The organism is Shimia sp. R9_1 (assembly GCF_017743775.1).
Taxonomy (GTDB): Bacteria; Pseudomonadota; Alphaproteobacteria; order Rhodobacterales; family Rhodobacteraceae; genus Shimia.
On the sequence record NZ_JAGHRN010000006.1, the window covers coordinates 118,164 to 130,649 of the forward strand.

Consider the following 12,486-nt stretch of genomic DNA (forward strand, 5'->3'; position numbering starts at 1 on the left):
CACTCAATCCCCGGTCATCGATGCAGCATAGACTGGCTCCACAACGGGAGTTAGATCATCGCCCAACAAATCGGCAACGACTGTATCAGGTCAGATAGGCCAGCCCGCGACCCTGGGTGGGGGTGAAGCCCCCTCCCATGGGGAGGGTCGGGGGCTGGTCGGCTTCGCCGCCTGCGCGTTGGTAGAGGCCATGCGTTTCTGGTTTAAAGGACGAAGTTCTAGCATCTATTTGGTTGTTGTGGTCAAGGGTCGACCACCTGACCAACGTACCTCTTACTCACCCGTCCTTCAAAACCCGCCCCAGATCGGGCCGCCGAAAATCCGGCCCTTTCAGCACTTTGCCATCTTCGCGCAGCACCGGGCGGCCGTCGGCACCCAACTTGGACATATTGGAGGCATGCACCTCGGCCATGGCGGCGGGTTTCAGGCTGTGCAGGCCAAACTCCAGAAAGGTGCCGTCCAGCACATATTGGATGTCACAGAGCGCATCGAGCACCTCGACCATATCCCCGGCCGCAATGGCGGCGCGCAGCTCGGCCACCTCTTCTTCGAGAATGGCCTGACGCATCTCCGCACGCGCGTGGGGAATGGCAGGTGTGTCCACCACGGGCACATCAAAGGCCTCATGCCATTCCTTCACAAGCGCAAGCGTGTCGCGGGACATCAGAAATCCCAGTCTTCGTCTTCGGTCGCGACCGCTTTGCCGATCACATAGGAAGAGCCCGAGCCGGAGAAGAAGTCGTGGTTTTCGCTGTCCGGGCTGAGGGCAGCCAGAATGGCCGGGTTCACCTCGGAGACTTCCGGCGGGAACAGCGCTTCAAAGCCGAGATTTTGCAGGGCTTTGTTGGCGTTGTAGTGCAGGAAGACCTTCACATCCTCAGTGAGGCCCAGCTCGTCATAGAGCTCTTCAGTGTATTGGTTCTCAATCCCGTAAAGCTCAAACATCAGGCCAAAGGCATAATCCTTCAGCTCCTGCTGTCCGGCCTCATCGAGCTGCTCATAGCCGCGCTGGAATTTATAGCCGATGTAATAGCCATGCACCGCCTCGTCGCGGATGATCAGGCGGATCAGATCGGCGGTGTTGGTCAGCTTGGCGCGGCTCGACCAATACATTGGCAGATAGAAGCCGGAATAAAACAGAAAGCTCTCAAGGAACACCGAAGCAATCTTGCGCTTCAGCGGGTCATTGCCCGGCGCATAGGTATCAAGGATCGCCTTGGCCTTGGCTTGCAAATGCGGGTTTTCTTCCGACCAGCGGAACGCCTCATCAATCTCCTTGGTGGAGCAAAGCGTTGAAAAGATGGAAGAATAGCTACGCGCATGCACCGCTTCCATAAAGGCGATATTGGTCAGCACAGCCTCTTCATGCGGGGTGATCGCATCGGGCATCAGCGCTGGCGCGCCAACGGAGTTCTGGATGGTATCCAGCAACGTCAGCCCGGTGAACACGCGGATGGTGAGCTGTTTTTCATGCTCCGTCAACGTACCCCAGCTTGGGATGTCGTTAGAGAGCGGCACCTTTTCCGGCAGCCAGAAGTTGACGGTCAGACGGTTCCAAACCTCAAGGTCCTTGTCGTCCTCAAGGCGGTTCCAGTTGATGGCACGTGGGATGCGGGTTTCGATCATGTCTTTCATGTCAGGCTTCCCTTACAGCGAGCAGGATACGCAGCCCTGCACCTCGGTGCCCTCCAGGGCCTCCTGACGCAGACGCACGTAATAGATTGTTTTGATGCCTTTTTTCCAGGCGTAGATCTGGGCACGGTTGATGTCGCGCGTGGTGGCTTCGGCCGGGAAGAACAGGGTCAGCGACAGGCCCTGATCCACATGTTCGGTGGCCGCCGCATAGGTATCAATCAGCGCCTCGGGGCCGATTTCATAGGCGTCACGGTAGTACTCGAGGTTCTCGTTGTTCATGAAGGCGGCCGGATAGTAGACGCGGCCGATTTTGCCCTCTTTGCGGATCTCAATTTTGGACACAATCGGATGGATCGAGGAGGTCGAGTTGTTGATGTAGGAGATCGAGCCGGTCGGCGGCACCGCCTGAAGGTTGCGGTTGAACAAGCCGTGTTTCATCACGTCTGCCTTCAGTGCAGCCCAATCCTCACGGGTGGGCAGATCGAGCCCCTCAAACAGTGCTTTGACCTTCTCGCTCTCCGGCAACCAGTCCTGTTCGGTGTATTTGTCAAAGAACACACCGGAGGCATAGTCAGAGCGCTCGAAACCCTTGAAGGAAGCCTTGCGCTCTTGCGCCAGATCACAGGAGGTGCGGATCGCGTGGAAAGCCACAGCGGCAAAGTAAACCGATGTGAATTCAATGCCTTCCGGGCTGCCATAGTGAATGTGCTCACGCGCAAGAAAGCCATGCAGGTTCATCTGGCCCAAGCCGATGGCGTGGCTGTCATCATTGCCTTTGCGCACCGATGGCACGGAGTCGATTGCGGACATCTCAGACACGGCTGTCAGCGCGCGGATCGCGGCCCCCACGGTGCGGCCCAGATCTTTGCCGTCCATGGTTTTGGCGATGTTGAGCGAGCCGAGGTTACAGGAAATATCGCTGCCCATCTTGGCATAGCCGAGGTCTTCGTTGAACTCGGACACCTCATTGACCTGCAGGATTTCCGAACAGAGGTTGGACATGTTGATCCGGCCCTCAATCGGGTTCATCCGGTTCACCGTGTCCTCAAACATCACGTAGGGATAGCCGCTCTCAAACTGGATTTCGGCAATGGTCTGGAAGAATTCGCGCGCGTTCACTTTGGATTTGCGGATGCGCTTGTCCTCGACCATCTCATTGTATTTCTCAGTCACCGAGATTTCAGAGAACGGCACGCCATAAACTTTCTCCACGTCATGCGGAGAGAAGAGATACATATCGGCGTTTTTCTTGGCGAGTTCAAAGGTGATGTCGGGGATCACCACGCCCAGCGACAGCGTCTTGATGCGGATTTTCTCGTCGGCGTTTTCACGCTTGGTGTCCAGAAAGCGCATGATGTCGGGGTGGTGCGCGTTCAGATAGACCGCGCCTGCGCCCTGACGTGCGCCCAGCTGGTTGGCGTAAGAAAAGCTGTCTTCGAGCAGCTTCATCACCGGGATCACGCCCGAGGACTGGTTTTCAATGCCTTTGATCGGCGCACCATGCTCGCGGATGTTGGTCAGTAAGAGCGCCACACCACCGCCGCGCTTGGAGAGTTGCAGTGCCGAGTTGATGCCGCGGCCGATGCTTTCCATATTGTCCTCAAGACGCAGCAGGAAGCAGGAGATCAGCTCGCCACGGGAAGCTTTACCGGCGTTCAGGAAGGTCGGCGTGGCCGGCTGGAAACGGCCCTCCAGAATCTCTTCCATAAAGGCCATGGCCTGATCCTCATCCCCGCGCGCCAGCGCCAGAGAGGTCATCACCACACGGTCCTCATAGCGCTCCAAGAAGCGCTGCCCGTCGCGGGTTTTCAGCGTGTAGGAGGTGTAATATTTGAAGGCGCCGAGGAAGGTCGGGAACCGGAATTTCTTGGCATAGGCCGCTTCCCAGATCGCCCGCATGAAGTTCTTGGAATATTGATCCAGAACCGCTTCTTCATAGTAGCCTTCGCTCACCAGATAGCCGAGCTTTTCATCCAGCGAGTGGAAGAAAACGGTGTTCTGGTTCACATGCTGCAGGAAATACTGACGCGCCGCCATGCGATCCGCGTCAAAGCGGATGTTGCCATCCGCGTCATACAGATTCAGCATCGCGTTGAGTGCGTGATAGTCCTGCTCGTTCACTGTGCTGTCGAGCATAGCGGTCTCCCAATCTTTTCCAGCCCCGCACGGACGCGGGAAATATCAGTTTCGGTGCCAGCCAGCTCGAAGGTGTAGAGCAGCGGGACGTTGCATTTTTCGGCGATGACGCGCCCGGCCAACCCGTAGGTGGCGCCAAAGTTGCGATTGCCGGTGGCAATCACCCCAACAAGGTGGGCGCGTTTGGTGGCGTCGTTGAGAAAACGGATCACCTGTTTGGGCACAGCCCCCCGCCCCTGCCCGTCCGCATAGGTCGGACAGATCAGAACAAAGGCTTCTTTGGGGTCAGGGAGCGGCGCGTCGGGATCCTCCGAGATGCGCGCGGCTTCAATACCGAGCCGCGTCACAAACCGGTGGGTGTTGCCCGATTTTGAGGAATAGTAGACAAGCGCCGGAAATTGGCGGCTCACCTCCCTTAGGCCAGCTGAGCGATCATGTCAGGGCGAAAGCCCGACCAGTGATCCGCACCCGCCACAACCACTGGCGCCTGACGATAGCCCAGCTCGGTCACATGGCTCAGCGCGCTGTCATCTTGCGTCAGATCAACCACATCATAGCTGATGCCTTTGGCGTCCAGCGCACGTGTGGTTGCGGTGCATTGTACACAAGCGGGTTTGGAATAAACGATGATGCTCATCTGTCCTCTTTCTTTTTGTCAAAGCCGAGGACGCAGAGTGGCAGCACCACCTCTTACGCGCCCCCGAACCCTCCGTTCGTGGTCATCATTTTGCACTTTCGGCAGGTCTCCTGACTCGCGGATCAACGCTTGGCTGGCCTTCCCGAGGATGCCCCCAGTGGCATATTCAGCCTTGCTATCCGCTTACAGTTGCGGGGGCAGCGCCGGAATTTCACCGGCTTCCCTCTTAGCCTTCGACAGGAATCGAAAGAACCGAAGCACCCCTATATAGGGTGTGATCACCACATAGTGTCAATATATAGCGGCATTGTGACTTCGATTTATTGTTGATGGATGCAAAGTTTCTGTGGATATCTGCCCAAGATATCCACATCACCGCCATCCCGGCGCAAGATCTCATCACCCTCAGAAAAATGGCCAGCCGCACACCGGCGTTTCACCTAAAGCGTTTCATCCGCGAAGGAGGAAAGATAGAGCCCGCACACCGGTGACCAAGGATCAACGGACCCGTATTCAAACTCTGTCGCGCGGCCTTGCTGAACCGCGATGATGTTGCTCCGGTGCAGGATGGTGAAAAGAAACCGCTCCTGTATCGCCTTGGCCGGGCCGATCATTTTCACACGATCCCCATGCCAGCCAAAGTACATCTCCGCCGCGATCTTCTTTGCCGGGTCATCCTCTCCGGCCAAGGCGGCGAACTCGTCAACAAAATCGTCAATGCCCGCCAGCTCCAGAGCCTCAGGGCCAAAGTGATCCTTCAGCGTGCGTCGCAGGAATGACGTGGTGCCGCCCAGCGTCAAAGGCACCAGAACCGCCCCCGCCAGACCGGCTGCCCCCACCAGAAACGCGCGCCGCCTCAAACTCATAGCTGCTCTCCCGCATAAAGCGACAGCGCCGACAGCGTGAGCGTCGGGTTCGCAGCCGCCCCGGTCGTGAAGGTCCCAGCCCCAAGACAGGCCAAATTGGAGACACCAAAGACCCGCAGGTTTTTGTCCACCACACCGGTTTTGCTGCCCGTACCCATGGGGGTGCCTCCGATAATATGCGCTTCCGTCGGCTCAATGCCCCCTATCCCGACAATCTCATGGTCAAATGGGATCAGTGAGGACACACGCTCACGCGCCCGCGCAAGGCCAGCATAGGCATAGGCGCTGTGCCCGGACCACAAAATCGTCGGCGCGTCGTCTTTCAACACGACGCGGTTCTGCTCCTGCGGCAAATCTTCGGCCACCAGCTTCAACTTCAGGCGTTGCAGCCATTTTCCTTTCTCAAGGCGCAAAGACGGCGGTGCATTCCAGCTTTCAATGAGGACAGACGCCGCCTCGCGACGAAACTCCCCATCGTAAAATCCGTATCCCATCCCGGTCAGCGAAGTGCCGCCATAATAGTTGTCAAACGGAATGTTCACCCAAACAAACTGCCCCACCTGTTCATGCAACCCACGCCCCACCAGATCAGAGCCAATGCCTGATCTCAGCAGTATTGCCGAATTGAAGATCGGGTTGGCCCCAAGCCCGACAAAATCCGCCCGTAAGGTGATCGGCCCCAGCTCGGCTGTCTGCGCCACAACACCGGTGGCGAGACCCGCAGCAGTCTCCACAGTGCGGCACTCCGCATCCAGCAGATAATGAAACCCTTCATCCTCAAACAGCTCCAGAGAATTGAGGATCGTGAACTTCGCATCCACCGGACACAGGTTACAGGCGCCAGACACACAACAGGTGGTGCGACGCCCCCCATTGGAACGCGCGCAGGGCATCGGTTGCCAGCTAGGCTCTTGGGCAAACAGCTTGCGCTCCGCCCGCGTTGGCGCATGCGGCGGAAACGGAAACGGGGCACTCCGGGGCGCATATCCCGCCTCATCGGAACCGGCGATATCCATCAGATACTCGGCTTCCACCATGTAAGGCTCTATGTCGCCGTAAGACACCGGCCAGTCTTGCGCCACGCCATATCTTGAAAACAGCTCAAAATCGCTCGGCTGCAGGCGCGGCGTGTTCCCCCACCAACAGTTTGAGCAGCCGCCAAACTGGTGCCGCACGGTCCAGTCCTTGCGCTGGCCAGAGCTGTTTTCCTGCGCCACACCGCCTGTTGGGTGCGGAACGCGGGTTTCCAGCTGGGTGTCATGATCAATAAACGGACCACGCTCCAGAAACAGAACCCTCAGGCCGCGCCCTTTCAGCTTGTAGGCGAAAAAACAGGAGGCAAAGCTCGTCCCAACCAGGATCACGTCCCAGGATGTCTTCTGAGCATCTGCGGCGGAAATCGGTTTCACACGGCACCTATGTCTGGATCAAAACACATGTCACGCGGGGCACAGCGAAGTGGCCGATGCACCCAGGCATCCGCCACTCAGCTTTGCGCTTCACTTGGCCCCATTCAGGACAATGCCCGCGCCGCCCAGATCCATATCTCTCAACATGTTCAGGCTGCGGTTCATGCCATCGCGCGTCATCTTATTGGTCTCAATCGTGAAGATTCCCAGATCACGCGAATTCAAACCGGCAAAGCTGTTGGAGCTGTCCTCCAGACTGGGCGCATCAATGATGACCACATCATAGACCTTGCGCAGCAGGGCAATCATGTCCTGCATCCGCTCAGAGCTGTAAAGCACAGAGGGATCCGCCGCCGATACTTCCGCGCCGATACAGTCAAATCCATCCGCCGTATCCGTCACCACCAGACATTCACTCAAAGGCTTGTCGCTGTGAATGGCGGACAAGAAGTTCGCCTGTTCATTCAGACCAAAACTATCCGTCAGCTGTGCGGTGCGGAAATCTCCGTCGACCAGCACACATTTTCGACCCCGTTGCGCATTGGCCCAGGCCAGCAAGATCGCAGTGTTGGTCCGGCTCTGGTTGGCATCATAGGAGGTCACAAACAGAGACCTCAGCGATCGTTCGCTGTGCAGATTGATGTTATCCGCCAGCTTCAGCGCCGCCTGCGCAAAGGCCTCATCGTTGGAAAGCTGTGCAACCAGCTTCTCAGCCGAGCGGATCTTCTTCAAGCGGGGGGTGTTGCCAAACACCGGCAATCCAGTTGCGCGCGACACCTGCCTCGGCTCAGAGAGCCGTCTGGGCCGCCACTCCAGCATGAAGGCCAAAGCCGCCCCCAGCGAAAGCCCGCCAACCAGCGCCAGGATCGCCGCCACTTTCTTGCGCGGGTGAGACGGGCTGCTGGGTGGTGAGGCATAACGGATGATCTTCGCATCGGAGATCGGAATTTCCTGAAACTCACTGATTTCGCGATACCGCCCCAGGAAGTCCTCATACACACGGCGGTTGATGTCGGCCACACGCTGCAGCTGGTTCATCTCGATCAGCTGGCGCGACCGCTCAAGGTTCAACCCTTCAAAGCTGCGCAGGCTGGTCTCCAGCGTGCGCACGTTGAGCCGCAGTGTCTCCACCCGGTTGTTGAGCTGCAAAATCAGGTTCTCAACCTCATTGGCCAGCTCAGCCTCGGTCTTGGAAATCGCACGGCGGATTGAATCCATCCGCGCGGACTCATCTGAAAAGCTCAGTGAGGCCTCTGCCTCTTCGCGGCGCAGATCCACCAGCGCCCGACGGAACTCAAAAATCGCATCATTGGAAAGAATATTCGCGGTCGCCAGCGGGCCATCCTGCTCATTCACCAGCGTCGCCCGACGCACCTGCGCCTCTGCCTGCGCCAGCTCCGCCCGCGCGTTCACCAGCTTGGTGGTGAACTCCTGCATCTGCTGATCCAGACGGGCACCATTGTCAGCATCCGCCTCCATGACGCTGCGCAGCTCCAAAACGGCACGCTCGGATTCTTCAAGGTTGCTCGCAAGCTCCTCAACCCGACCCTCCAGCCAGCCGGTGAAACGGCTTGCCGTCTGGAACCGTTTATCCGCAAGCACGCGAATATATTCCGTCATCACCGTGTTGGAAATCGCCGCCGCCTTTTGTGGGCTCTCCGACGTGGCCTGAACCGCCATCAGAAACGAGGTACCCTGCTGACGAATGGACAGACCCTTGCGCAAAATGCCGACTGAGGTGCCATATTCACCGAGGGTCTGCTCGTTCAGAGAGGCCGCCTCCAAAACCGCTGTATTGGAGGCTGTTTCAACAACAACCACCTCATCATCCGCTGCGCTCTCGCCTCGGCCCAGAATGGTTTTGGCTGTATCCTTGAGCCAGGTCACCACCGGATTGGGCACCTGCTTTTCACGCAAACTTGGATTGAATTCCGGATCCTCATCCAGATTGAGCTTCTGCACCACGTTGATGAGGATTTCATTGGACCGCATAATCGCGATCTCCCCCTCGATCACCGCGTTGCTCAGCACCTGAGCTTCCACAAGATCAAAAGAGTTCTGTTCACTGAGCCCCTGCCCACCCAACAAAAGCTGGCCGCCGGAACTATAGGTCGGCGTGATGGACGACAGGTAGTAAACCGCGCCCCCCAGACAAAGTACGCCCGTGGCAAGCACAAGCGCAATCCGATGCCGCAACGCGCGAATAACATCGGAAAATTCCAGCATTTTCGGAGCAGATGTCGCAGCTTTGGGCAGACGCATCTCCAACTTTCTATCAGGTGAAAGAACTCTATTCATTGGTATTCAAAGAAACTCATTTGTATTCCGTCGAGTCGCGGTTCTTCCCGACAGTATTTCGAAATCTCATAGACTTACCGAGCGTTTACCCCTTCCCCAGTGGTATTATTAAACTTCGGCTTCAAACCGCAAAATCAATTTTATGCTAAGCAATGCACGCAACTTTCCTACAATAAAATTACGTTAAGCTGGTTAACACCGGGCAATATCGACAAAGCATGTGGTTTAAACGTCACTATCCTTTCTTCATAATTGAAATATTAACAGAAAAATCAGGCGCAAATTGGGCGGCAATCTTAAATTCAATGACCTTAGGCCAATTTTCCATCACTCTTGTAAGCCTCGATAATATCTGCAATTTCCCCTGCAATATCCTGCTTGGGTTGGAAATTGAGAATGCGATGCGCTTTTGAAATGTCATATGCGCGATTTTTGATAAAGAATCCGACGCGGCGCCGAAAAATCGGCGGCTCAATTCCCAAGGGCTTGCAGACAATTTCCGTGGCATGCGCCAAAAGCATCATAGGCCCAACCGGCACACGCAAACTTGGTTTGGGTTTGCCCAGCTGATCGGCGATCTCGTTTGCGATATTGCGCAATGACACATATTCTCGCCCGCCAATCAGGAAAGCCTCATTGTTGACGTCGCTTTCCATCGCCTGCCGGAACGCCGCCGCCAAATCGCGCACATCAACCCAATGGTGCAGCGTGCCGCCATCACCGACAAAGAAGAAACGCCCTTTTTGGATCATGCGGAACATTTTGAGCGTCCGGTCATCGCCCGGCCCCCAAATCATCGTCGGCCGCAGCACAACGCCAGCCATACGACCATCCGCAAAATACTCTGAGGCGATCTCCTCACCGGCAAGCTTGGTTTCCTGATAGATATCGCCGGGCTTGAAGGGGTAGTCTTCGGTTGCCGGAGGGTGATCAATGTCACTGTGCACACCGTTGGTGGAGCAATGAATGATGCGCGGCACCCCGGCCGCAATCGCCGCTTCAAAAATGCGCCGCGTGCCCTCGGCATTGATGTCATAGAAAGTCTCATCCGGCAGCCCTTCTTGCCGGAAAATACTCGCCAGATGATAGATGCCAGCCACCCCTTCCACGGCCGCAGGCAGGCTTTCAGGTTGCGCGAGATCCGCGACAACCACCTCATCTACCAGAGATTTTAACGCCTCCGCCTGCGCGGGCTTGCGCACCATCGCCCGCACTTTGACACCAGCGCCTTTCAGGTGCCGCACGAGATGCTCTCCCACAAAACCCGCGGCACCTGTGACGAGATAAATTGGCTCCGAGCTCATAAATTCGCACTCCTAAAAATCAATTCTCAAAAGCAGATCCGTAATATCTGCCCCAAAACTTAAACGACCTGCGGCGCAGTTTCGTGAACCTTGTCCTCAAATATGGAAAGCAGTCACGCTTTTGGCCGACAGAATATCCCCTTCTCAATGTGTCCGAACTGTGGACGACGCGACACTCCACGGCACGGATTCACCAGACAGAATCCGACCGGCCGCAGACGGATCACCAAAATTCGGAACCTTGCGACAGTCTTCCGGCAGCTCCATATGCGCTTTGTGCCGCCAGCCAACCATCGCCATCCCCCGGCCGGTCTGCAGCGACACACTCAAATCCGCGCTCCGCGCCTCCTGCAGCAGACGCAAAATATTGCCATTGCGAGCACCCGCCTCGTTTGTGACAAAAACACCTACGGGATGGCAAAACACCACCAGACGGAAATCAGCATAGTCTCCAATCAACGGCCGTCCGGTGCGCCGATCCACCGAAAAAGGCGGTGCATCAGGACTGACGCTATAAAGCAGCTCGGAGAATCTGGGCTTGTTGTAAGCGAGATCAAAGTCCCCCAGCCATTCCACAGCCCGCATCTCCTCGTCCGTGACAATCAAAGGATTGTCCGCCAGCCAGGGTGTCAAAAACGCCTCCGCGCCTTCCCACTGCCAGCGCGTCTTACCCAGCAGCATGTTCTCATCTTGGCCCAGGATCAGCTTGGCGCTGCGTGGCAGGGCGGGATTGGCAAAGATCAAAAAGCCCGCGCTGATCCCCAAAACCGCAAATGCCAGAGGCTTTTTCAGCACTGCTGGCACAAAATTGCCCGACGCCTCCGTCGCGCTGGTCTTCAGGAAACGCCAAAACACCGGCAGCACCGCCTGCAAGCCAATGCCCCATAAAACAAAGAAAAACGGCATCGTCGGATAGAGGTAGCGAATGTTTTTCAGACCGCCAAACGACTGCAGCAGAAAGGTGGTGACAAAAAGCGCGAGACAAAACGAGGCCGGCATAAAATTGGCCCGCAGCGCAATCAGCGCAATCACCGGAAACAGCGTCCAGAAGGTCGGGTAATTGTCGCGGAAATTGCGGTGATAAAACGTCGTATCATCCACATGCGGCCAAGGTTCCCAGTTGTAAGTGGTCCAAAGCCAGTTGATTTCCTCCGACGCCACACCGCTGAGAAAGAAGATCGCCAGGCCAAGCACGATAGCACCATTGAGCCACCAAAGCATGGGGTACCGGCGCAGCCAGCCAGGCATATAAACCACCAGCACCCACAGCAGGATCGCCCCGACGCCAAGCGCGGTCAGCATCTGCAAATCCAGCGCCACAAGGAACGCAACAGCCGCCGCAACCAGCGCCGCCGCGCGCCAGATCACAGAAGAAATCTCCGTCAGCGCGGTGTAAACCAGCAAGGCGCCCGCCACAAAAAGCACACCTTGGGCGGAGTAGAACCGGATGTACTGGGAAACCTCAATGCCGTTGGGCCAAAACAGTAAAAAGCACAGCGCAATCAGCGCCGCGACGCGCCCGCTAACGTGATAAGCCCAAGACACAATAAGCGCCACCAACAGCGCGCCCGGGATCACCGACGGAATCAGCCGCGCCGAAAAGGCCGATTGCTCACCAATCACGTCAAAACTGAAAGCTATGAACTGCGAAAACCGGGCGGCACGGTCATAGATCCCGTCAAGCACCGTGAAGGTCTGATTTTCCTGCCAACTCACCGAGGGCAAATACTGATAAAGCTCATCATAGATCAGAGGATGGTTGATCAGCCCCACCCGGGTGAGCATCGCCATCACAAACGAAATCAGGCCAATTCCCAGAAGTCGCAGCAGGTGCGATTTGGTGTCATCCCGACCGGGCCGCGCAGTATTTTCTTCTAAACTTCCAAACACAATTCACTTCCTTGGATCGCCCAAGAAAATAACGGACGACCAAATGCTTCGTCTTCAGGCGGCATCCCAATAACCGCACCCCCAAAAGAAATTCAGCAATATATAATCAGAATATTCGACCAAATATCATATGCATACATGTTGTTTTGTCTTTGGTTGATGATAGCTCGAGTGTTGCTTTCCCGCATGCAAAATTGCGTGAACACCCAAAATTACAACTCCGCTACCCCCCAAATCATCTGACTGAATTCCGGATTTTCAATATTCAAACAGATGCCCCTTAGGGACCACAACAGCCATGTGCCCGCACA

General features: G+C 56.5%; 10 protein-coding genes and 1 riboswitch. All 10 genes read right to left on the reverse strand.

Going from position 1 to position 12,486, the window contains the following annotated elements; genetic code table 11:
• Window positions 1-277 precede the first annotated feature (277 nt).
• Window positions 278-664 carry a nucleoside triphosphate pyrophosphohydrolase family protein gene (locus tag J7399_RS17815; protein WP_209088308.1) on the reverse strand — a complete coding sequence of 129 codons (387 nt, stop codon included), beginning with the start codon at window positions 662-664 and terminating at the stop codon, window positions 278-280.
• Window positions 664-1,635: a class 1b ribonucleoside-diphosphate reductase subunit beta gene (gene nrdF / locus J7399_RS17820; RefSeq protein WP_209088311.1), complete on the reverse strand. Its 972-nt coding sequence runs from the start codon at window positions 1,633-1,635 to the stop codon at window positions 664-666. The genes J7399_RS17815 and nrdF overlap by 1 nt, the downstream gene beginning before the upstream one ends.
• 12 nt (window positions 1,636-1,647) lie before the next feature.
• Window positions 1,648-3,771, reverse strand: a complete 2,124-nt coding sequence (nrdE, locus tag J7399_RS17825) for a class 1b ribonucleoside-diphosphate reductase subunit alpha (protein WP_209088315.1) — start codon at window positions 3,769-3,771, stop codon at window positions 1,648-1,650.
• Complete coding sequence (gene nrdI / locus J7399_RS17830; protein WP_209065526.1) at window positions 3,753-4,181, reverse strand: class Ib ribonucleoside-diphosphate reductase assembly flavoprotein NrdI; 429 nt, start codon at window positions 4,179-4,181, stop codon at window positions 3,753-3,755. Before nrdI ends, nrdE begins: the two co-directional genes overlap by 19 nt.
• A 5-nt stretch (window positions 4,182-4,186) precedes the next feature.
• Window positions 4,187-4,408 (reverse strand): glutaredoxin-like protein NrdH, encoded by a 222-nt coding sequence (nrdH, locus tag J7399_RS17835; protein ID WP_209065525.1) that lies wholly within the window; start codon window positions 4,406-4,408, stop codon window positions 4,187-4,189.
• A gap of 82 nt (window positions 4,409-4,490) precedes the next feature.
• A riboswitch (cobalamin riboswitch) is annotated at window positions 4,491-4,680 on the reverse strand.
• A gap of 168 nt (window positions 4,681-4,848) precedes the next feature.
• Window positions 4,849-5,274 carry a hypothetical protein gene (locus J7399_RS17840; RefSeq protein ID WP_209088318.1) on the reverse strand — a complete coding sequence of 142 codons (426 nt, stop codon included), beginning with the start codon at window positions 5,272-5,274 and terminating at the stop codon, window positions 4,849-4,851.
• Complete coding sequence (locus tag J7399_RS21215) at window positions 5,271-6,683, reverse strand: GMC family oxidoreductase (protein WP_209088321.1); 1,413 nt, start codon at window positions 6,681-6,683, stop codon at window positions 5,271-5,273. The genes J7399_RS17840 and J7399_RS21215 overlap by 4 nt, the downstream gene beginning before the upstream one ends.
• Before the next feature lie 90 nt (window positions 6,684-6,773).
• Window positions 6,774-8,945: an exopolysaccharide transport family protein gene (locus tag J7399_RS17850; RefSeq protein ID WP_209088324.1), complete on the reverse strand. Its 2,172-nt coding sequence runs from the start codon at window positions 8,943-8,945 to the stop codon at window positions 6,774-6,776.
• 347 nt (window positions 8,946-9,292) lie between these two features.
• The gene (locus tag J7399_RS17855; RefSeq protein ID WP_209088329.1) at window positions 9,293-10,285 is read right to left on the reverse strand and encodes an NAD-dependent epimerase/dehydratase family protein; all 993 of its coding nucleotides are present in this window, start codon (window positions 10,283-10,285) and stop codon (window positions 9,293-9,295) included.
• A gap of 144 nt (window positions 10,286-10,429) precedes the next feature.
• The gene (locus tag J7399_RS17860) at window positions 10,430-12,175 is read right to left on the reverse strand and encodes a hypothetical protein (RefSeq protein WP_209088332.1); all 1,746 of its coding nucleotides are present in this window, start codon (window positions 12,173-12,175) and stop codon (window positions 10,430-10,432) included.
• Window positions 12,176-12,486 lie beyond the last annotated feature (311 nt).

Bases quoted from the DNA above. Each gene is read 5' to 3' on its own strand.
- J7399_RS17815 (WP_209088308.1), bottom strand. From the start codon at position 664: ATGTCCCGCGACACGCTTGCGCTTGTGAAGGAATGGCATGAGGCCTTT.
- nrdF (WP_209088311.1), bottom strand. From the start codon at position 1,635: ATGAAAGACATGATCGAAACCCGCATCCCACGTGCCATCAACTGGAAC.
- nrdE (WP_209088315.1), bottom strand. From the start codon at position 3,771: ATGCTCGACAGCACAGTGAACGAGCAGGACTATCACGCACTCAACGCG.
- nrdH (WP_209065525.1), bottom strand. From the start codon at position 4,408: ATGAGCATCATCGTTTATTCCAAACCCGCTTGTGTACAATGCACCGCA.
- J7399_RS17840 (WP_209088318.1), bottom strand. From the start codon at position 5,274: ATGAGTTTGAGGCGGCGCGCGTTTCTGGTGGGGGCAGCCGGTCTGGCG.
- J7399_RS17850 (WP_209088324.1), bottom strand. From the start codon at position 8,945: ATGCGTCTGCCCAAAGCTGCGACATCTGCTCCGAAAATGCTGGAATTT.
- J7399_RS17855 (WP_209088329.1), bottom strand. From the start codon at position 10,285: ATGAGCTCGGAGCCAATTTATCTCGTCACAGGTGCCGCGGGTTTTGTG.